We start from the raw sequence: 21,872 nt of genomic DNA on the forward strand, positions 1-21,872 counted from the left end.
GTTTCATTTCACGGCTTTTACAAAAAGGGTAATATCAAAAAATTGTGATAGTTTAGAATGTATACTATAATGAAGCTGTATATCTTACATAAGGGGGAACGCGGGAATGAAATTGGAAGCGCTGCCAGCAGAAAAAGGAAACCATAACCTTGATGACTATGCGAAAGTATATGAAGCATTCGATTGGAAAGAAGCAGAGAACGAATTTTCATGGCCCGGAAACGGCAAGCTGAATGCTGCCTATGAAGCAATTGATAAGCATGCAGATTCTTCCCGGAAACACAAGATCGCTCTTTACTATAAAGATCCTTCCCGTGAAGAAAAGTATACGTTTAATGAAATGAAGCATCTCTCGAATAAAGCAGGAAATGTGCTGAAGCAGCACGCAGGCGTTGAAAAAGGGGACAGGGTATTTGTCTTTATGCCGAGAACGCCGGAATTGTATTTTGCGGTGCTTGGCGCTATTAAAATCGGGGCGGTTATTGGGCCGCTGTTTGAAGCTTTTATGGAAGGCGCCGTAAGGGACAGGCTGGAAGACAGCGGTGCAAAGGTTATTATTACAACTCCTGAGCTTGCGGACAGGGTGCCGGTAGACTCCCTTCCTGAATTAAAGCATGTGGTTCTTGTCGGCTCTGACGTGAATGAAGAGGGGCCTTATATTGATTTTCAAAGCAGAATGAAAGAAGCCGATAAGCATTTGGAAGTAGAATGGATGGACAGGACAGACGGACTTCTTCTTCACTATACATCTGGTTCTACAGGCAAGCCAAAAGGTGTTCTTCACATTCATAACGCGATACTTCAGCAGTATCAGACTGCTAAATGGGTGCTGGATTTAAAAGAGGACGACATCTACTGGTGCACGGCTGATCCAGGCTGGGTGACTGGAACGGTTTACGGTATTTTCGGTCCTTGGCTGCACGGTGTCACAAACGTGATTGTCGGCGGCAGGTTCAATCCTGAAGCCTGGTATCAGACACTTGAGGATTATGGAGTAACTGTCTGGTACAGTGCACCGACTGCCTTCCGCATGCTGATGGGAGCAGGGGATGAACTGGTCAAAAAATATGACCTGTCAGAACTAAGGCATATTCTTAGTGTGGGAGAGCCGCTGAATCCTGAGGTTGTCCGCTGGGGAATGAAGGTATTCGGCAAGCGGATTCATGATACATGGTGGATGACCGAAACCGGGGCACAGGTGATTTGCAACTTCCCAAGCATGGAGGTTAAGCCGGGATCAATGGGCAAGCCGATTCCGGGCATTAAGGCAGCAATTGTGGATGACCAGGGAAATGAGCTCGCGCCCTATCAAATGGGAAATCTCGCCATTAAAAAAGGCTGGCCTTCCATGATGCATACAATCTGGAACAACAAAGAAAAATATGAATCTTATTTTATGCCCGGCGGCTGGTATGTATCAGGAGACTCCGCGTACATGGACGAAGACGGATACTTCTGGTTCCAGGGAAGAATAGATGACGTGATTATGACTTCAGGCGAGCGGGTCGGACCGTTCGAGGTGGAAAGCAAGCTGATTGAACATCCTGCTGTCGCTGAAGCAGGCGTTATCGGCAAGCCGGACCCTGTTAGAGGCGAAATTATTAAAGCCTTTATCGCACTCCGTGAAGGCTATGAACCATCTGACGAACTGACAGAGGAAATCAGGCAATTTGTTAAAAAGGGCCTTGCCGCTCATTCTGCACCAAAAGAAATTGAATACAAGGATAAACTTCCAAAAACACGCAGCGGTAAAATCATGCGCCGCGTCTTGAAAGCTTGGGAGCTTGATCTTCCGGAAGGCGATCTTTCTACAATGGAAGATTGATAATGTTAAAAAAACGCTTGGAGCAGCTATGCTTCGAGCGTTTTTTTTTTGATTGAGAACAGGGCCGCTTCTGAAGGATGAGAAAACTGGATTTTGCATCGGGAAAATAGCTATCTTGCAGCAAGCCAAGCCGCCTATTCACCAACCCCCATCCAGCCCCACTTAATTAGCTGTTTTGATCGTTTCTAAATATTTTTGATTGTTTATGATTGTTTTTGATTGATTTTTGTAAGGGCTTTCGTTAAAATAAAGTTACACTAAAACTTTAACTAAGAGAGAAGAATAAATGCCCCTGACAAGGCAAAGAAAATTTTAAAAAGGGGTGAGGAAATTGCTGACTCCGGAACGGCATAATAAAATTTTGGAAATGCTTGCTGAGAAGGAAGTTGTCCCAATCCAGGAGCTTGTTGAAGCAACAGATGCATCAGAATCCACTATCAGAAGGGATTTGAGCGAGCTTCAGAAGCGGAAAAAGCTAAAAAGAGTCCACGGCGGTGCAGAGCTTTTTTACCAAAAAGGAGAAGAACCAAGCGTCGCCCAAAAGTCTTCAAAGCATTTGCCTGAAAAAGAACGGATTGCTGAATATGCAGCAGGTTTTGTGAATGAGGATGACCGGATTTTTCTGGATGCAGGCACAACTACATTGCAGATGATCAAGCATTTAGCAGGAAAAAACATCATGGTTGTCACAAACGGAATTACCCATTTGGAAGAGCTGCAAAAATATGAGATCCCAGTTTACCTGACAGGCGGATTTGTAAAATATAAAACAAAAGCCTTGATTGGCTCGAATGCTTTGGAAAGCTTAAACTCCTATCGGTTTGATGCATGCTTTATGGGCGTTAATGGAATTCAGGAAGAATCAGGATATACAACACCTGATCCGGAAGAGGCAGCTGTAAAGAGGCTGGCCATTGAGTTATCGCAAAAAGCCTATGTGCTTGCAGACAGCTCAAAACATGACAAAGCTGCATTTGCCAAGATTGCTGCTTTAGAAGAGGCTGTATTAATCACAGACAGAATTGAAAGCGGTTTACTGAATCAGTATCTTGAAAAAACAGACGTAAAGGTTGTGGAATAGCATCATGATTTATACTTGTACACTTAACCCATCCATTGACTATATCGTAAAGACGCCAGAGCTTACAGTCGGCGGATTAAACAGGGCCACACAATCAATGTTTTACCCCGGAGGAAAGGGAATCAATGTTTCCAGAGTGCTCAAAAGACTTGGTGCAGACAGCACTGCTCTTGGGTTTGCCGGCGGTTTTACCGGGGATTTTGTGAAAAGCTTCCTGGCAGATGAAGGAATTATTCATGACTTCACACTCGTAAACGAACCAACGAGAATCAATGTGAAAGTCAAGGCGAATGAAGAAACAGAAATTAATGGCCATGGACCAGATATTACAGCTTTTCAGCAGGAGGAACTGTTTCGGAAAATTGCAGCTCTTGATAAGGAAGACGTGCTTATTATTGCCGGCAGTATTCCATCCTCACTGCCATCTGACTTTTATACACTTCTGACAAAGCAGTGCAATGAAAAGGATGTACGGGTCATTATTGACACTTCAGGATCTGCATTAAGGGAGACTTTTCCAGATAAGCCATTTTTAATAAAGCCGAATCATCATGAGCTTGGCGAATTATTCAATACCGTCATCACAAGTGCTGAAGAGGCAGCAGCTTATGGGAAAAAGCTGCTTGATGAGGGAGTGCGGAATGTCATTGTTTCGATGGCAGGCGATGGAGCTGTTTTTGTAAATAAAGAAAAAACCTTGTTTGCAAATGTACCAAAAGGAGAAGTGAAAAACTCAGTCGGCTCAGGGGATTCTCTTGTAGCCGGATTTATTGGAACTTATCTTCATAGCCAAAATTTAGAAGAGGCCTTCCGGACAGGAGTTGCAGCCGGAAGCGCAACAGCTTTTTCGGATGATTTATGCACAAGGGAAACCGTGGAGAACCTGAAGCAGCAGGTCACAGTAAAGAACCTTGGATAAAGGGGGATATTTAATATGAAAATTACTGAATTGCTTACAAAAAATACGATTCTGTTAAATTTAAAGGCACAGTCAAAAACAGAAGCGATTGATGAATTAGTCGGCAAATTGGATTCAGCAGGCAAGCTGTCTGACAGTAATGCCTACAAGGAAGCGATCCTGGCACGGGAAGCTCAAAGCACGACTGGAATTGGAGAAGGCATCGCTATACCTCATGCGAAAACAAGTGCTGTCAAGGTGCCGGCGATTGCTTTTGGCCGTTCGTCAGCTGGCGTTGATTATGACTCGCTTGACGGTCAGCCGAGCAGATTATTTTTTATGATAGCGGCAGCGGAAGGGGCAAATAATGCCCATCTTGAAACACTTTCCAAGCTGTCCAGCCTCCTTATGGATCCAGAGTTCCGGGCAAAGCTTGATACTGCAAGAACAGAGGATGAAGTGATACAGGCCATTGATGAGCAGGAAGCACAATCTGAAGAAGAGGAGAGCACAAATGTCAGCTCAACTGCCTCTTCCAAAGGGTATGTGCTCGCGGTCACAGCCTGTCCGACAGGAATTGCCCATACGTATATGGCGGCGGATTCCCTTAAAGCAAAAGCAAAAGAAATGAATGTGGATATGAAAGTTGAAACAAATGGTTCCAGCGGCGTGAAAAATGAATTGACCGACAGCGATATTGCAAACGCTTCAGCGATCATTGTGGCTGCTGACAAACAGGTTGAAATGGAGCGCTTCAAAGGCAAGCACGTGATCGAGGTGCCTGTAGCACAGGCGATCCGAAAGCCTGAAGAGCTTATTGAAAAAGCGCTGAACCAGGATGCGAAGATCTATCAGGGCGGAAGCGGAGCAGGCGCAAAAGAACCATCTGAAAAAGGACAGCGAACAGGATTTTATAAACATTTAATGAACGGTGTATCCAACATGCTGCCATTCGTGGTCGGCGGAGGTATATTGATCGCCATCTCCTTCTTCTGGGGCATACAGTCAGCAAACCCTGATGATCCCTCCTACAATGCCTTTGCTGCAGCATTGAAAGGCATTGGCGGGGATAACGCCTTTCAGCTGATGATTCCAGTTCTTGCCGGATTTATTGCGATGAGCATCGCTGACAGGCCGGGACTTGCACCGGGAATGATCGGCGGGTTTATTGCGCTTAACGGCCAGGCCGGTTTTCTTGGCGGTTTAATTGCCGGATTTCTTGCCGGATATGTAGCACTTTGGGTGAAAAAGGCACTCAGCAGGCTGCCTCAGGGCTTGGAAGGAATTAAGCCTGTTCTGTTGTACCCTCTGATCACCATTTTCATTACAGGTCTTGTCATGATGTTTGTGGTGAATCCGCCAGTTGCTTTTATTATGAATGGACTGACAGATTGGCTTAAGGGACTTGGAACAGGAAATCTTCTATTGCTCGGTCTTTTGCTTGGAGGCATGATGGCTGTTGATATGGGAGGACCAATCAACAAAGCAGCCTATACATTCGGCATTGCAATGATCAGTGCGAGCAACTATGCGCCGATTACAGCCATCATGGCTGGAGGTATGGTGCCGCCGCTTGGCATGGCGCTCGCGACTACTTTCTTTAAGCGTAAATTTACTCAGCAGGAAAGGGAAGCAGGGAAAACAGCATACGTCCTTGGAGCCTCCTTTATTACCGAAGGCGCCATCCCGTTCGCGGCAGCAGACCCAGGAAGGGTCATTCCGGCATCTGTAATCGGAGCAGCCATTGCAGGAGCTCTCTCCATGGCTTTTAATATTTCCCTTCCGGCCCCGCATGGCGGAGTTTTCGTTTTCTGGCTGCTGAAATGGAACGCTCTTCTATACATTTTGGCAATTTTGATCGGATCTGTTGTGACAGCTTTAATTGCTGGCTTTTGGAAAAAAGAGATTAAATGAAAAAGAAGCCTCATCCTTATCGGATGAGGCTTCTTTTATGGATTGCTGAAGCAGCGGCCTCCTCTTTTCTTTTTCAAGTTCCAGCGCTTGTCGGGGCTGAACGAGCGGCCTCCGCTTTTCATTGTCCAGCTCCAGCGGCTAGCCCCTCGAGGTCATAAGCCGCTCATCCAGGGAAAGGAAAGCCCGCCTTTCCCCGGCTGATCGTCTTATGCTTGTCGGGGCTGAACAAGCCGCTTCCGCTTTTCTACATTGTCCAGCTCCGGCCGCTAGCCCCTCGAGTCGCTTCGGAAAATCCCGAAAAGTCTAAAAACGGACTTTTCGGGATTTTCCTCCAGCGCTTGTCAGGGCTGAACGAGCGGCCTCCGCTTTTCTACATATCAGCAGTAGTGCTATTATTGCTGCTCGCGATGCCGAGATCTTCTTTTTCGTCTTCCATGCACAATTTTTTCGTACGCCAGCAGTAATGGATGGCATTGATTTCTCCGCCGATTAAGATGACAAAGCCTGTCAGGTACAGCCAGGTTAATAGGACAATTACTCCTCCTAAGCTTCCGTATGTAGCCTGGTAGTTGGCGAAGCTTGAGACGTAAAGCGAGAAAGCGAAGGAAAGAATTTGCCAGAGAATTGTTCCGATAATTGCTCCTAGATAAATGTCCCTGACTTTCAATTTTACATCAGGGGAGAAGTAGTAAATGACCCCTAATATTAGAGCGATTAAAACAAAGGAAATCAAAAACCGGATAAGAGCAAATAATCCATCGGTTACAGCCGTTTCAGGGAACAGTGATTGAACTGTATTGAGAATCACATCTCCAAATACGGGCAGAACAAGTGTCATCACGATCCCGATCACCAGTGCAAATGTGAGAAGAATTGCCATCAGCCTGACTTTCCAGAACGGTCTGGATTCCTCAATCGTATGCGCAACATTTAAGGAGCGGATCACAGCGTTTGTTGCATTCGAGGCTGACCAGATTGTCGCCAGGATACCAAAGGACAATAGTCCGCCGTTCGGCTTGCTGATCAGTCCGTTGATTTGCTTTGTGATCAGTTCGCTGGAATCTCCCGGGGCCATCTGGCTGACAAATTTAGATACGGTGTTCGGGTCAATTTGAAAATAGGGAAGCAATGTTAAAAGAAAAATTAAGAGCGGGAACAGGGACAATAAAAAATAATATGCCAGTACAGCGGCTAAATCCCCCAAGTCATGTTTTTGTATTCGGTTGATTAGTTCTTTGATTGTTTTCAAAGGCAGCCCTCCAATGCTGGGAAAAAGCAGACATCTGGCAAGACAGCACAGCGTCCGGCTTTTCTTGTATAGTACCCAGCCCTCTGCAAGAGCAAAACATTTCCCGATGTGAAGATAAGATTAAATTTGTTTTGGTGCCTTCCTAATAAAAAAAGGAAAAACTGGTCATCTACCAGTTACCTGCTTCCGGCAATTCCATACAATATGGTGATAACCAAGGAGAGGAGGATCCATAATGGGAGACGGATATAACAGCGGATTTGCTCTTGTAGTGGTGCTTTTCATTTTGCTGATCATCATCGGCGCATCATATTGGGGCGGCGGCTACTGATTCTTGGTTTTTTAAACAGGCTTGCAGCCTGAATGAAACCAACTATAAAAGGAATCCCTTTCCGATGAAAGGGATTCTTTTCTGTACGAAATTATTTTATTCATTCATTCCATAGCTTGCTGAAATAAAAGCCGGAGCCGACTCATGTCCTGCTGCATCAACAGCCGTGATGTAATACTCTGCGGGTGCAAGAGGCAGCTTAAAGGAAGGAAACGCCTGCTGCGGAATGCTGGCTGCCATAGTAAACTGGCCTGCCCCATTCTGATCTACATAAATTCTGTACCCGCAAAGATCAGGTTCATGCCCTTTTGCCCATTGTACTGCTGAACCGATTTTTTTAATTCCTTCAACAGCAGAAGGAGCAATGCCATCATCTGGTGCTGGTCCTGATTCAACGGCTGCGCCTTTCAGTCCGGCTCCTTCAGGAAAGAGATCGTCAAAGCCCGCGGCATGATGAAGACTGTATTGATCAAGTACTTCTTTTTTTATTACAGCAGCTGTTTTGATAAAATCAGCCGGTGATTGAGGAGAAGGATCGTATGCTTTGCCTTCAATCACCAAATAGGTTCCGTTTTTAAAGCTTTCATCCTGCTTGACAGGTGCCCGCCGCTCGTCAAAAATGTCTACTGCTTCAAAGCCTGCCTCTTGGCAGAGAGGAGTCGATAAATTTCCTGAAAGAGTACAAAAGCTGCTTTCCTTAATGCCTTTTGGCTTTTGAAAGGATTGCCCCTCAGCTGCAAGATCTGGGGATGCCTTTGCAGCGGCATTCATCAGCCTTGCCCAAAAGCCAAGACTGTTCCCGCTGTACGAAGCTTTTGGAAGCGGCTTTGGCGTGTCATATCCCATCCATGTGCCAAGTGTAATGCGCGGATTGCTGGCAACAAACCAGGAATCTCTGAAGCTTTGGCTCGTTCCGGTTTTGCCTGCCCAGTCTGAGCGAAAGGAAAGCAGGCTCCCTAGGGAACGGGCTGTGCCTGATGCAACTGTATCTCTAAGCATGCTGAGTGTTAAGTAGGCAGTCTGTGGTGAAAAGACAGGAACTTCATTTGCTTTATGCTGATAAATTAAGCGGCCGTCAGCACTTTGTATTTTTTCGATTAAATAGGCGTCTCTGAAAATTCCGCCGCCGGCAAATGTACTGAATGCATTGGCGTTTTCTTCAACAGTAATGCCATGATCAAGGCCGCCGATTGAAAGAGCTTCATGATGTCTGTCTCCATCAGTCAGAGAAGTGATGCCCATTTTCTCCAGATACTGATAAGGATGATAGGGCATAAGCGTTTTATAAAGGCCGACCGCAGCCATGTTATAGGATTTAGAAAGAGCTGTCCGTGCACTCACAAGCCCGTGGGGATGCTTATCGAAGTTGTTTGGCTGGTAAGTGCCCTCTTCAATCGGAAGATCTGCTATAGAGGTTCCAGGCTGAATCAGCCCTTTTTCAATAGCCGGCGCGTAAACGAGGAGCGGCTTCATTGCAGAACCGTTAGATCTTAAAGCAGAGGTTGCATGATTAAGCTGCTCACGGTGATAGTCCCGGCCGCCGGTAAAACCCAAAATCCTGCCTGAATGATTTTCAATCAGAATAGAACCTGCCTCGACCGGCTCCATAACTTTAAACCTTTTGCCTGATGGATCCATTTTCCATACAGGCAAAGAAGGCCCATAGCGGCTGTAAGCTTTGGCAGCATCCTGCATAGATTCAAATACGCGCTGATCAATGGTTGTGAATATCCGATAGCCATTTTGGCGAAGCCGTTTTTCAGCCGAAAGACTGAATTCTGCATACAGCTCTTTGTCCTTTTGCAATTCAGTTATGGAGCATCCGTGTTCCTTTGCGATGATTTCAAGCAGTATCCGCTTAGCCCTTTTTTCAGTCTCAGCAATAAGCCAGGGATATTTTTCGGCTGCAGAAGCCTTCTTTTCAGCTAAAGAAGCTCTTAAATCAAAGGTAAGCGCTGAAGCGAGCTCCTGATCTGTAATAAATTTCTGCTGATGCATTCTTCTAAGTACTAATTTCATCCGCTCGATGCCTGGAGAGAGGTTTTCTTTAATTCCCCCCGAATTTGTAAATGGGGTGTAGACGGATGGGCTTTGCGGAAGACCTGCGATAAAAGCAGCCTGAGGGAGTGACAGATTCTCTGGACTTCTTCCAAAAACCCCCTCTGCAGCCGCTGCAATTCCAGCAATATTTTTCCCGGTCCTGCTGCGCCCCATTGCTGCAATATTTAAGTAGGATTCAAGTATTTCTTCTTTGCTGAAAAATTTCTCCAGTCTGAGCGCCAGCAGAATTTCCTTTGCTTTCCTGGAAAATGACACTTCATTGGTAAGCAGCTGGTTTTTGATGAGCTGCTGTGTTAAGGTACTTCCGCCGCTTTTTACAGGCAAGTCAGCAAGCTCTTGAAAGGCAGCGCGTAAAATGGATTTGGGAACAATGCCTTTATGCTCGTAAAAGTGCTGATCCTCTGTGGCGACAATGGCCTGAATCACTAAAGGGGAGATCTTCTGAAGCTTCACTGACTTCCGTTCAAGGTCACTGTTGATTTTCCCTATAAAAGCACGGTTTTGAAAGTATATTTCACCAGTTTTTTCAAAGCTGGCAATATCCTTTTTCATGTCTGCATAGCTTCTGATACGCTCGTTTTTAACCAGTGAAGCAAGAAAGCCGGCACCAGTGCCTGCAGCAAATGAAAGGAAAAGCAGAAGGGCAGAAATAAAAATAAAAAAGGGCTTTTGAAGAACTCTCAAAACAGAGCGAAAACGGGCAGTATATAGATGCTTGCTGGATTGGTCATGCTTTCGCAAAGCTGTTCCTCCTTTGAGAGTGCGATTGACAAAAAAATTAATTTATGATAAAAATTCATTAATATCATATGAGGCGCTGAGAGGATCATAGTAGCGGCAACTTTCCCGTTTTAGAGAGCTGATGGCTGGTGGAAATCAGTACGGAAACTGCCTGTGAATTACACCCTGGAGCTTTTGTTTGCCTTTTCGGTAAACAGACGGTTGTACCGTTAAAACATTAAGCGGAGAATAAGATGGCTTTATTCTTTAGTAGGGTGGTACCGCGAAAACTTAAATTTTCGTCCCTTCATGTTAAATGAAGGGGCGTTTTTTATTTTTCTTCAAAGTGTGCAGCTTTATGTAAAGCAGCTGCTTTGACTGGTTATTTACTAAAGAAGCTTAAAAGTTTGGGCCAGGTTTCAGCGCTTTTTTAGCCTCATATAGTGAAGGAGAATGGAAAATGAATGAATTATTGAATGATCTGAAATTCAGGGGGCTTGTTAATCAGTTCACAGATGAAAAGGGGCTTCAGGAGCTTTTGGAAAAAGAGAGCATCAAGCTTTATGCGGGCTTTGACCCGACTGCTGACAGCCTGCACATCGGCCATATGCTGCCGATCCTGACCCTGAAGCGTTTTCAGCTGGCAGGCCATTCCCCAATTGCTCTTGTCGGAGGCGGAACAGGACTGATCGGAGATCCAAGCGGGAAAAAAGCGGAACGGTCAATGAATACAGTAGAGATTGTGAAAGATTGGTCTGACAGAATCAAACAGCAGCTGTCCCGCTTTCTTGATTTCAATGCTGCAGAAAATCCGGCGATTGTGGCAAACAACTATGATTGGCTCGGTTCTCTCGATGTAATCGGCTTTTTAAGAGATGTAGGAAAAAACTTCGGCATTAACTACATGCTGGCAAAAGACTCTGTACAGACACGGATTGAAACAGGAATTTCTTTTACTGAGTTCACCTACATGATTCTTCAGTCGTACGATTTTCTAAAACTGTACCAAACAGAAGGCTGCAAGCTGCAGATCGGCGGAAGCGACCAATGGGGGAACATTACCGCTGGACTTGAGCTGATCCGGAAAACAGAAGGCGATTCAGATGCGAAAGCATTCGGTTTAACCATCCCGCTTGTCACGAAAGCTGACGGCACGAAATTCGGTAAAACAGAAGGCGGAGCGGTTTGGCTTGACAGGGAAAAAACATCACCATACGAATTTTACCAATTTTGGATTAATGCAGATGACCGCGATGTGATCAAATATGTGAAATTCTTTACGTTCCTGTCCCATGAGGAAATCAATAAGCTTGAAGAAGAAGTACAGACAGCTCCTGAAAAACGAACAGCACAAAAAACACTCGCTGAAGAAATGACAAAAATGGTGCATGGAGAAGAGGCACTTCAGCAGGCCATCAAGATTTCCCAGGCTCTTTTCAGCGGCGACCTGAAAGTGTTAACCGCATCTGAAATTAAACAAGGCTTCAAAGATGTACCGACTGTCGTCCTTCCAGCAGAAGAAAAGAACCTTGTAGACCTGCTTGTAGAAGCTAAAATTTCCCCATCCAAGCGCCAGGCGAGAGAAGATGTTACAAATGGAGCCATTTACATCAATGGAGAAAGAAGACAAGAAACAGATACCGTACTATCAGAAGCAGACAGAATTGAAGGCGAATTTACCATCATTCGCCGCGGAAAGAAAAAATACACGCTGATTCAATACAAGTAAGAAAAGAGGAGGAACTGCCGCGGCAGTTCCTTTTATTGTGGAGAGTAAATCAAAAGGGAGAGAAAGCCGGTTTTCAGCAGCTGTAAAGCAGATCTCCGATATATTGGGGAGATCGCTCGATATAATTTGAAATCCGCCGATATCTACTTTTCCGGCTATTGTTTTGATGTAGATCGAAGCTGATTACCTGGTGCAGCTCTTGGTAACCGGCTCTTTATTCATTCTTAATAAATGGAAAAGCCGGTTTTCACCGCTGGTAAGCAGATCGCCAATCTAATCGAAAGATCGCCGATAAAACAAAAAAGCATCTGCACAAAATGTGCAGATGCTTTTTAAAACTATTAACGAGAGTAGAACTCTACGATAAGAGCTTCGTTGATTTCAGCTGGAAGCTCGGAACGCTCAGGAAGACGAGTGTAAGTTCCTTCAAGCTTGTCAGCATCGAAAGTCAAGTATTCTGGTACGAAGCTGTTCACTTCGATTGCTTCCTTAACGATGTCAAGGTTGCGGGATTTTTCGCGAAGTGAAATAGTGTGGCCAGCTTTTACTTGGAAAGATGGAATGTCAACGCGCTGTCCATCAACAAGAATGTGACCATGGTTTACCAATTGGCGAGCTTGGCGGCGTGTGCGGGCAAGACCTAAACGGTACACAACGTTGTCAAGGCGGGATTCAAGAAGCGCCATGAAAATTTCACCAAGGATACCAGACTGTTTGCCTGCTTTAACGAATGTGTTGCGGAATTGGCGCTCATTTACACCATACATATGACGAAGCTTTTGCTTCTCTTGCAATTGCAAACCATATTCGGAAAGTTTTTTACGCTGTCCTGGACCATGTTGTCCTGGAGCGTAAGGACGCTTTTCCAATTCTTTACCTGTTCCATTTAATGAGATCCCCAAACGACGGGATAGTTTCCAGCTTGGACCTGTATAACGAGCCATGACTGACTCCTCCTTTGTGTTTTTATTTGGCATAAAATAAAACACAGAACTGATTCTTGCAATCACGGCCATTTTGTTTTCATGCATCATCGCTCCAGCAGCAGGGAGTTACGCGATGCACCTCATACATAACCGTACGGGAACAAAATGAGCTCATAACAGCAGATTCAGATAGGCTGCACTACTATTTTACACAAACTCCATTATATGATTTCGAGATTGGAAAGTCAAGATCATATTTTTCTTAAGAAAGGGATGAAATCTATTTCCAGAAAGATAATTATGCTATAATTGCTGTAGCAAAGCAACCAATATATGAAGCAATTTACTAACTGTGGGTGATCATAGAGATGGCAGAAACCAATTCCCAGCTCCTTAGAATAAATCAAGTTTTATTTGATTACATAACCCGTGAAAATGAAGGTCTTTTCAGCAAAGCCGCTGCGTTTCTGCTGGAAGTCCTGAAGAATGAGTGCGCGCTTACTGATGCGGAACTTTATTTAAGGAAAACAGAACGTGCTTTCCTTCCTCTTTCAGCCGCTGCTTCTTCCTATAACTATCCTCTTCATTTATCTGAGAATGACTGGCTTTCCCTTCAATCAGACGGGGTTCTTGTCAGTGATGGGGTTGTCACCATGTCATTTGCTGATGCTTCCTCAATTATTTTTCAGGCTAAAGGCTCGGTTGAACGCTCTTTTCTTACTGAGCTCTCTTTTCTCTGCAATCGTTTTCTCCATTATGTTAAAAAGGCTGAAAACCTGGCGCTGAATGAACGGAAATATGAGCAGCTTTACAGACTGACAGAAAAATTTCATTCTACGATGAACAAGGATGAAGTGCTTGGTGAACTGCTTGTGACCCTGCAGGGGATGTACCAAAACTATCTTTTTTATCTGTTTCTTTCCCATGACAGTGAAATTGGGGAGCTTCCGGTCAAGGATCTCTATTTTGAAGAAAACGGATCAAATGATACGGCAATGGAAGCTTATCTGACTGGTATGGTAAAGTCTGAAAAGAATGAAGCTTTTGAGCGCACCGTATATTATATTCCGCTTAAAGGACAGCAGGGGATATACGGAGTGCTGGAGGTTATTGTCGATATGGCCGAAGACCTTGAGCAAAGAGAGCTGAAATTTCTCGTTATGGTTGCCAATGCAGCCGGAAATGCCATGGAAAATGCGCAATTATACGAGCAATCGAATAAGCTGATTGCAGATCTGCAGCTGATTAATGAAACATCCCACAAGCTGAATACGAACCTTCGATTAAACGATACAATGGAATTTATGTCCAAACAGATTATCCAATCCTTCGGCGCCGAGGAGATAGGCTTCTTTTATTCCGATCAGGATACCATGACCCAGCCGCTGCCGGGATGCACGGAATTTTTTAAAACTGATGCTGCAGGCAGGTATCGGGATTTTGTTACAGAACGACTTGCGAGTGAAAAAGACGGTGTATTCATTGGCAGTCTCGGCTCTTATTTAGACAGCGCTGAATACCAGTGTTTAATGGGTGTGCCCATGATTGAAAACAATGGCATGAAAGGCTACGCCGTGATTCTGCATCAAACACCCTATGCGTTTACATTTGATATGTTTAAGCTGCTGCAGTCGCTCATTCACCATTCAAGCCTTGCACTGGCCAATTCACTGCTGCGGGAAGAATTGGAACAGCTCGTGAAAACAGACCATATGACAAAGCTGTACTCCCGTAAATACTTGAGTGAATGCATTCAGCGTTCCATGCAGAGGGATCGGGAGGGTGCTTTTATTCTCGTTGATATTGATAATTTTAAGAGAATTAATGATACATACGGACATCAGGTCGGCGATGAAGTGATCATTCAGGTGGCGGCCCTGCTCAAACTGAACATCAGAGAGCAGGACACCGGTTCAAGATGGGGTGGAGAAGAGCTCGCCATTTATCTGCCTTCCGTTTCAATGGCAGCGGGAATAGCCATTGCCGAGCGCCTTGTTGGCATAGTAGCTGAATCCACAATGCCTGCCATCACCATTTCTTGCGGTGTGGCCCATTGGGAAGCAGGGTCAGATGATTCGGAAAAGAAGTTATTTATCAGAGCTGATAAAGCTTTATATAAAGCGAAAAGCAGCGGGAAGAACCGGGTTGTATCAGAAACCTGTATATGGCAGTAAAAAACGAGACAGCGGGGTTACCCTGCTGTCTCGTTTTTTTTTATAAGTATTCCCCTAAAACTCTCGTAAACTCAACAAGACATTTTTCGTCTGTTTCATCAAACCGGTTTTTATTCGGGCTGTCAATGTCCAGCACGCCAATGATTTCGCCATCTTTCAGCAGCGGCACGACAATCTCTGAATTGGATGCTGCGTCACAGGCAATATGCCCTGGGAAGGCATGAACGTCAGCGACCCGCTGCGTCTCTCCTGTTGCAGCAGCTGTTCCGCAGACACCTTTGCCAAGCTTAATGCGCACGCAGGCAGGAAGCCCCTGAAAAGGGCCAAGTACAAGCTCGCCTTCTTTTATTAAATAAAAGCCAACCCAGTTAATTTCATCAAGAAACTGATTCAGCAGCGCAGAAGCATTCGCTAAATTGGCAATTCCGTCGGTTTCTCCTTCAAGAAGAGCTTTTAATTGCTTGATAACCAGTTCATAGCCTTTTTCTTTATTGTGATCATACGTTTCGACATGAAACAATGCATTTCCCCACCTTTGTCTATTTTTCGCGGATTTAGTATCTCGAATTCAAACTTTGTCGAGAAAATAATAAAGGAATGGGATTCCTTTATATGGAATGGTAAAGCAAACGGGCAAACTTATTTCTTTATGATAGTATGGAAAATTCTCTTCAGAAGGAGTGAAGCCAAGATGCAAACTGTTTCCCCAAGTGCAAAAGAACGCATTATAGAAGCAGCCGCTTCCTTGTTTAATACAAAGGGATTCGCCGGAACCTCCGTAAGAGCCATTGCCCAAAAAGCCAATGTGAATGTTGCTCATATTTCCTACTATTTTCAAGGAAAGAATGGTCTCCTTGAACATCTAATTGCTGATTTTTATGAAGGATATCTTGCTGTTATTGAAAAAGCATTTTTGAATAGAGAAAGCAGTAATATCCATTTGTCGCTCTCAAGGCTGATTTTCGATATTTTAAACTATCAGCAGGAAAGGCGTCAACTGGCACGGTTTGTTTATAGAGAAGTAACGCTTGACTCCATGCTGATCAGAGAGGTAATGACAACCTATCTGACTAAAGAAAAATACTATCTTTCTGCCTTTTTAGAAGAAGGAATGGAGACAGGCTGCTTCCGGAAAGTGCCTGTAGCCCACTTTATTATTCAGCTGAAAAGTCTTTTAACCATGCCGTTTCTGCACCCGCAGTATATGACAGAAGTACTTTACCTGCAGCCGCATGAAGCGTTTTTTGTTAAACAGTACTTTCACGAGATGGAAATATGGCTTGACCTGCTGAAGGAAGAAAAACCAGCTTTAATTCTGGCCCAGTAATCTTTCATAAACAGCATAGCCGGCACCAAGGTCATCTGCTGCATGGGCATCTGAGCCGAAAACAAGAGGGATGCCTTTTTGGGCTGCACGCTTTGCAATGGAAAGCGGTGGATATGTTTCACCGCACATCGGCTTTCGCAGCCCTGCTGAATTAAAATCAAGCTCCATTCCTTGCTTTTTAATTAATTCGAGTGTCGACTCGAGCGCAGCTTCTTCCTTAAATGCCGGCGGGAAAGCCTTCTGAAATTTCCTTGCAAGTGTGATGTGGCCGAGGCGCTTCGGTTTATAAGGGCCAAGATCAGCCAGTACAGATTGATGAAGTGTGCGATAATATAGGCTGTACACTTGTTCAACAGAACCGGCAAGGAGGCTTATTTTTCTAAATTCTTCTTCACTGTAATCCATGCAGTAATAGGTTCCGCTAATAGATAAAAAATGGACGGAAAGGATGCTGTCGTCCATATAGGGACCTGCAAGGCGGAGAATTTCTTTCGTTTCTTCTTCAAACCCCTCAATATAGTCCACTTCAAGACCTGTGTTGATTTTCAACCGGCCAGCATAGGCCTCTTTTACCTCCTGAACTGCTGTAAAATATGCCTCTAAATCACTTGCCTTCATACTGCTGTCTGCAGCAGGCGCCGGGTCTGCAAAGCCGGCAGGAAGGGGAGCATGCTCCGTAAATGTTATTTCGGAAAATCCATTATGAAGCGCTTTTTCGGCATATTCCTGCAGCGAATCTTTAGATCCGTGAGGGCAAAAGGGACTATGAAGATGTTTATCAGCTTTTTCCACTGGAAATCCCTCCCGAAAACACGAAATTTGGCGATTAATTGTATAAAAAAATAAAAATTATTGGTCAAAAAATGTCGGTTACATGGTATCATAAAAACATTGAAATAACCATTTCTTATGCATGTTTACATAGAAAGGTAAAATACATAGTATTCATTGAACGCAAATCTCCTATATAAGGGGATTTTTCCTATACAGCAAGGGGGCTCATTATGGAAGTCGTTATCGGCGTTTTGCTGGTTCTTCTCCTTTTATTTGGTATTGGCTATTTCGTCAGAAGAAATGTGTATCGCGAAGTTGACCGGCTGGAAGCGAGAAAAATCGAGATTATGAATCGGTCATTGACAGATGAAATGTCAAAAGTAAAAAATTTAAACATGACAGGACAGGCAGAAGAGCTGTTTGAACGATGGAGAGCCGAATGGGATGAAATTATTACAACCCAGCTTCCGGAAGTGGAAGAGCTTTTGTTCGATGCAGAAGATCACGCGGACAAATACCGTTTTAAGAAGTCAAAGCAGGTGCTTGGGCATATCGAAAATATGCTGAACGCAGCAGATCAGAATATCGAACAAATTATTGAAGAAATTTATGAGCTCGTTTCAAGTGAGGAAAAGAACACAACAGAAATTGAAGATTTGCGCGAACAGTTTAAAAAAGCAAAAAAGACACTCCTTGCACATGGGCATACATTCGGAAAAGCCCATCCTGCACTTGAAGCAGAACTTCTGAAAATTTATGAAGGCATGAAAGAATTTGATGCGGAAACACAATCCGGCAATTATCTGGCTGCACGGGATATTTTAATGGAAAAGTCAGAAGAAATGGGCGTACTGGCCAATAAAATTGACCTCATTCCATCTTTGCTGTCAGAATGCACATCAGCCATTCTCCTTCAGCTTTCAGAGCTTCAGGATGGCTATAGAGAAATGGCAGAGCAGGGATATTTTCTGGAACATATCCATATCGATGCAGAAGCAGAGAAGATCAGGAAAAGGCTTCTTGCGTTCAAGGAAAAGATTGAAGAAACTGAAATAGAAGGCATTCAGGAAGCACTGCATGAGATTAACGAATCCATTGAAACGATGTATGATTTGCTTGAGAAAGAAGTTCATGCGCATCATTACATAAAAACGGAAACAGATAAAACAGAAACAGAATTGTTTGAGCTGGATAAGCAAAAACTGCAGACAAGCGAAGAAACAGAGCTAGTCAAGCAAAGCTACCAGCTGACTGAACAGGACTTCGAAAAGCAGCGGCACATATCAAAGCAAATCAGCATGCTCCGCAAGCGGCATGATCAGCTCAAGCTGAATCTCGTGAAGGACCAGATCGCCTACAGCGTTTTAAAAGAAGAGCTTACAGAGCTTGAAGCACAGATCCAAATGGTAAAAGCTGAACATGACGCCTACAGGCAAATGCTCCTCGCTTTGCGCAAGGATGAACTGGCCGCAAGGCAGCAGCTCTCTGAGCTTAGGCTGCTATTGAAAGAATCATTAAGAATGATTCAAAAAAGCAATGTGCCTGGACTTCCTGATTCCTATAAACAGCTTGCTGAGGAAGCAAACCAGACAGTGAAAAAAGCGACGGCCAAGCTTGAAGAAATTCCGCTCGACATGGTGGCAGTCAATGTTCTGCTGGAGGATGCAGCGGAAAGCGTAAAAAAGCTGACAAGCGAAACAGAAGAAATGGTGGAGCATGTCTTTACAATTGAAAAAATCATTCAATACGGCAACAGGTACAGAAGCAAAGACGCACACCTCGCTGCCGACCTGCGGGAGGCAGAAGGATTGTTCCGGAATTTCCATTACAATGATTCTCTTGAAAAAGCAGCAGCAGCACTTGAAAGCATTGAGCCCGGTGTTTTAAAGCGCCTTGAATCAAGCGTTGAAGAAGAAATCAGCAAAATTAAGTAAAGCAAGCTGCTGTGAATAAAGAAAAGCACCCGGACCAGGGTGCTTTTTTTATTGCAGTATGCATAGTAAAACAAGGTTCCTGCTCTAAAAGCAGAAACCTTGTTTTGTCATGACCTATTCATTTCTCGCTTCTTTCCATTCAGAAGATCCCGGTCTTCTTTTTCTGAACAGGGAAAGAACATAACCGATGACTGCGCCTGCAATGGCAGGAATAAGCCAGCCGATTCCCATTTCATACAGCGGCAGACCTGCTTTTAAAAAGCTTTCTGCTCCTGGAATAACAATGGACGCAGCTTTCAAGCCGTCAATGACCGAAACAATTCCTGTGAAAAGAAGACTAATGGCGTATACTTCCGGTCTTCTTTTAAAAAGGGAGTCAATAAAGGTCAAGATAATCAGTACGATGGCAAGCGGATAGATGGCTGTTAAAACGGGAACGGAAAAGCTGATCAGCTGCGTCAGTCCGAAATTGCTGATCGCAATCGAAAACAAAGTGATAATGCCGATAATCATTTTATAGGACAGGGAGGGAATAATAGTTGAAAAATATTCCCCGCAAGATGAGACAAGGCCAACACTTGTAGTCAGGCAGGCAAACAGAATAGCAAGGCTTAAAACAGTGCTCCCTAAAGGACCAAAAAGGTAATCAGTTGATGCGGAAAGAATGGCTCCGCCATTTGCCAGCTTCCCAATAGCAGCGAGGCTCGTTGCCCCCATGTATGCGAGGCCGAGATAAACCAGGGCTAAGCCTGCAGCTGCAATCAGGCCTGCCTTTAAGCACACCTTTGCTACCGTTTTGTCATCCTTTGCACCTTTGTCTTTCACAGCATTTACGACTACTATGCCAAAAACCAGTGCTGCAAGTGTATCCATGGTCAAATATCCGTCCAAAAACCCTTTGAAAAACGGGCCGGACTGATAAGCGCCTGTCGGGGCTTGGAATTCACCCATTGGTGTGAAAATACTTTTGAAAATAAGCAGCCCAAGTACAATCAGCAGCGCGGGTGTCAGCGCTTTGCCGATCCGGTCTACCAATTTACCGGGATTCAGCGCCAGCCAGTACGTAATGCCGAAGAAGACAGCACTGTAAATAAACAATGAAAGGCCGCCGTTTCCTGCTCCCTTTGGCAAAAAGGACGCGATGCCGATTTCAAAGGACACGGTCGCTGTCCGCGGAATGCCGAAGAAAGGGCCGATGGCTAAATAAAGCACAGCGGTAAATATTGCGGCAAATAATGGATGAACCCTGCTTGCCAAAGTTTTCAGGTTTTCTCCAGAATAGCCGATGGCAATAACACCTAAGAGCGGAAGGCCGACTCCTGTAATAAGAAACCCGGCTATCGCAATCCATACATGACCTCCTGCAGCTTGTCCGAGGCCCGGCGGGAATATTAAATTGCCTGCACCCAGGAAAAGGGCGAACAGCATTAACCCGATAACAAATGTATCTCTCCCAGTTAATCCTTTTTTCATAAGCAATCCTCCAAGGTGGTCAAATAATCCGTTTAAATACTATCATAGAAAAAAAGAAATTTGTCGAATAATTTAATTATTTAATTATTCATTCTATTCAGATAACTTTTCTTAACTAAAAGGCTGTGTGTATTTTCTTTTTGCATTCTATATGTTAATATATTTTGTTAAGTTTTTTAATTTATTACCTATACTGTAAGAGTTTTCGTATTTTTAAAAGAAATGCAAAAAGCTGTGCTGGGCAGAAGAAAGTTAAAATTTGTTTCTGCACATGTTCAGCCAGAGTCAATATAAAGGAGCATACCGCATGCTTTATCTAGATAACAGTGCAACGACGAAGCCGTTTTCAGAGGTACTGCAAACGTACAGAACAGCGGCTGAAACTTTTTTCGGCAATCCTTCTTCGCTTCATAGGCTTGGGGGCCAGGCCGAGCATCTTATGCAGCAGGCAAGAAAACAGACTGCTGCCCTATTAGGAGTCAGTGATCAGGAAATTATTTTTACTTCAGGCGGTACTGAAAGCAATAATATGGCGGTTAAAGGAGCTGCTTTTGCCGGCATGAAGCACGGAAGGCATATTTTGACTAGCGCTATAGAGCATCCGTCTGTTCTGGAGGCAGTAAAACAGCTGACAGAGCATTTTCAGTTTGAAGCAACTATTTTGCCTGTTGATGAAAACGGTATGGTATCAATAGAAGATGTTAAAAACAGCCTGAGGGACGATACAGTTCTTGTCAGCATTATGCATGTGAACAATGAAATTGGAAGCATTCAGCCAATCAAAGAAATCGGCCGCATTCTTGCTGAGCATCCGAGAGCAAAATTTCACGTCGATCATGTGCAGGGGGCAATAAAGGTTCCGCTTTCCTTTAAGGATTGCCATATAGATTTCTGCAGCCTTTCAGCTCATAAGTTTCACGGGCTTAAAGGAACCGGCATTCTTTATGGCAGAAAGGGAGCTGCGCTTCTGCCGCTCCTAAGCGGCGGATCTCAGGAATATACTCATCGCTCAGGTACTGAAAACACGCCCGGAATTGCTGCAGCAGCCAAAGCATTAAGGCTGGCAAAGGAAATGTATGGCGGCAGGCTGGACAAGATAAAAGAAACAAAGCTTGAAATCATGAAAGCTGTTCAGGGAATAGAAGGGACAGTGCTGAACACTGCTTTTGAAGGAACGGCACCGCATATTGTCAATTTTTCTGTTCCGGGAATAAAGGCAGAAACACTCGTGCATTATTTGGAGAAAAAAGAAATATACGTTTCGACCACGTCAGCCTGTTCTTCAAGACTTGAGGCAGAGAGCAAAACGGTGCTGGCTGCGGGGAAAGGGCAGGAGCTGGCAAAAAGTACGATCCGGATCAGCTTATCCTATGAGCATACTCCCGAGCTTGTCCCGGCTTTGGCAGAGGCGCTCCGAGAAGGCATATATCACTTAAAGAAAGTAACGAGGTAGAAA

At 44.4% G+C, this 21,872-nt stretch carries 16 protein-coding genes and 1 other annotated feature; of the genes, 10 read left to right on the forward strand and 6 right to left on the reverse strand.

Translation table 11 applies throughout. The annotated features are described in order from the left end of the window. Positions 1-106: 106 nt before the first annotated feature. From acsA to LRR81_RS00765, 4 genes are all read left to right on the forward strand, one after another. Positions 107-1,825 (forward strand): acetate--CoA ligase, encoded by a 1,719-nt coding sequence (gene acsA / locus LRR81_RS00750; protein ID WP_231787387.1) that lies wholly within the window; start codon positions 107-109, stop codon positions 1,823-1,825. A 331-nt stretch (positions 1,826-2,156) separates the two neighbouring features. Further along, positions 2,157-2,906 carry a DeoR/GlpR family DNA-binding transcription regulator gene (locus LRR81_RS00755; protein WP_231787388.1) on the forward strand — a complete coding sequence of 250 codons (750 nt, stop codon included), beginning with the start codon at positions 2,157-2,159 and terminating at the stop codon, positions 2,904-2,906. Between the two features lie 4 nt (positions 2,907-2,910). After that, positions 2,911-3,825, forward strand: a complete 915-nt coding sequence (gene pfkB / locus LRR81_RS00760) for a 1-phosphofructokinase (RefSeq protein WP_231787389.1) — start codon at positions 2,911-2,913, stop codon at positions 3,823-3,825. Positions 3,826-3,840: 15 nt separating this feature from the next. Beyond that, positions 3,841-5,718, forward strand: coding sequence for a PTS fructose transporter subunit IIABC (locus LRR81_RS00765; RefSeq protein ID WP_231787390.1), 1,878 nt, complete (start codon positions 3,841-3,843; stop codon positions 5,716-5,718). A 370-nt stretch (positions 5,719-6,088) separates the two neighbouring features. On the opposite strand, the gene LRR81_RS00770 is transcribed toward LRR81_RS00765, so the two are convergent. Further along, positions 6,089-6,967 (reverse strand): YihY/virulence factor BrkB family protein, encoded by an 879-nt coding sequence (locus tag LRR81_RS00770; RefSeq protein WP_231787391.1) that lies wholly within the window; start codon positions 6,965-6,967, stop codon positions 6,089-6,091. Between the two features lie 235 nt (positions 6,968-7,202). Between LRR81_RS00770 and LRR81_RS00775 the strand changes: the two genes are divergently transcribed. Beyond that, the gene (locus LRR81_RS00775; RefSeq protein ID WP_231787392.1) at positions 7,203-7,298 is read left to right on the forward strand and encodes a YjcZ family sporulation protein; all 96 of its coding nucleotides are present in this window, start codon (positions 7,203-7,205) and stop codon (positions 7,296-7,298) included. Between the two features lie 96 nt (positions 7,299-7,394). Here LRR81_RS00775 and LRR81_RS00780 read toward each other — a convergent pair whose 3' ends face one another. Continuing rightward, positions 7,395-10,100, reverse strand: a complete 2,706-nt coding sequence (locus LRR81_RS00780) for a transglycosylase domain-containing protein (protein ID WP_231787393.1) — start codon at positions 10,098-10,100, stop codon at positions 7,395-7,397. Positions 10,101-10,167: 67 nt separating this feature from the next. Then, positions 10,168-10,389 (forward strand) — a binding site (T-box leader). Positions 10,390-10,539: 150 nt separating this feature from the next. Between LRR81_RS00780 and tyrS the strand changes: the two genes are divergently transcribed. Beyond that, positions 10,540-11,808, forward strand: a complete 1,269-nt coding sequence (tyrS, locus tag LRR81_RS00785; RefSeq protein WP_231787394.1) for a tyrosine--tRNA ligase — start codon at positions 10,540-10,542, stop codon at positions 11,806-11,808. A gap of 341 nt (positions 11,809-12,149) precedes the next feature. On the opposite strand, the gene rpsD is transcribed toward tyrS, so the two are convergent. Next, a complete protein-coding gene (rpsD, locus tag LRR81_RS00790) occupies positions 12,150-12,752 on the reverse strand; it encodes a 30S ribosomal protein S4 (protein ID WP_231787395.1) in 603 nt (200 codons plus the stop codon). 350 nt (positions 12,753-13,102) lie between these two features. Between rpsD and LRR81_RS00795 the strand changes: the two genes are divergently transcribed. Further along, positions 13,103-14,908 (forward strand): sensor domain-containing diguanylate cyclase, encoded by a 1,806-nt coding sequence (locus LRR81_RS00795; protein ID WP_231787396.1) that lies wholly within the window; start codon positions 13,103-13,105, stop codon positions 14,906-14,908. A gap of 40 nt (positions 14,909-14,948) precedes the next feature. On the opposite strand, the gene LRR81_RS00800 is transcribed toward LRR81_RS00795, so the two are convergent. Continuing rightward, positions 14,949-15,428 carry a GAF domain-containing protein gene (locus LRR81_RS00800; protein WP_269448458.1) on the reverse strand — a complete coding sequence of 160 codons (480 nt, stop codon included), beginning with the start codon at positions 15,426-15,428 and terminating at the stop codon, positions 14,949-14,951. A 171-nt stretch (positions 15,429-15,599) separates the two neighbouring features. On the opposite strand from LRR81_RS00800, the gene refZ reads away from it, so the two are divergent. Continuing rightward, positions 15,600-16,235: a forespore capture DNA-binding protein RefZ gene (gene refZ / locus LRR81_RS00805; RefSeq protein WP_231787397.1), complete on the forward strand. Its 636-nt coding sequence runs from the start codon at positions 15,600-15,602 to the stop codon at positions 16,233-16,235. Here refZ and hisJ read toward each other — a convergent pair. Continuing rightward, complete coding sequence (gene hisJ / locus LRR81_RS00810; RefSeq protein WP_231787398.1) at positions 16,218-17,027, reverse strand: histidinol-phosphatase HisJ; 810 nt, start codon at positions 17,025-17,027, stop codon at positions 16,218-16,220. The genes refZ and hisJ overlap by 18 nt on opposite strands. A 212-nt stretch (positions 17,028-17,239) precedes the next feature. Between hisJ and ezrA the strand changes: the two genes are divergently transcribed. Continuing rightward, positions 17,240-18,943 carry a septation ring formation regulator EzrA gene (gene ezrA / locus LRR81_RS00815; protein WP_231787399.1) on the forward strand — a complete coding sequence of 568 codons (1,704 nt, stop codon included), beginning with the start codon at positions 17,240-17,242 and terminating at the stop codon, positions 18,941-18,943. 114 nt (positions 18,944-19,057) lie between these two features. Here ezrA and brnQ read toward each other — a convergent pair whose 3' ends face one another. Continuing rightward, positions 19,058-20,416: a branched-chain amino acid transport system II carrier protein gene (gene brnQ / locus LRR81_RS00820; RefSeq protein WP_231787400.1), complete on the reverse strand. Its 1,359-nt coding sequence runs from the start codon at positions 20,414-20,416 to the stop codon at positions 19,058-19,060. 307 nt (positions 20,417-20,723) lie between these two features. On the opposite strand from brnQ, the gene LRR81_RS00825 reads away from it, so the two are divergent. Beyond that, positions 20,724-21,869: a cysteine desulfurase family protein gene (locus LRR81_RS00825; protein WP_231787401.1), complete on the forward strand. Its 1,146-nt coding sequence runs from the start codon at positions 20,724-20,726 to the stop codon at positions 21,867-21,869. The last annotated feature ends 3 nt before the right edge of the window (positions 21,870-21,872 follow it).

This window comes from Metabacillus kandeliae, assembly GCF_021166585.1.
Taxonomy (GTDB): Bacteria; Bacillota; Bacilli; order Bacillales; family Bacillaceae; genus Metabacillus_B; species Metabacillus_B kandeliae.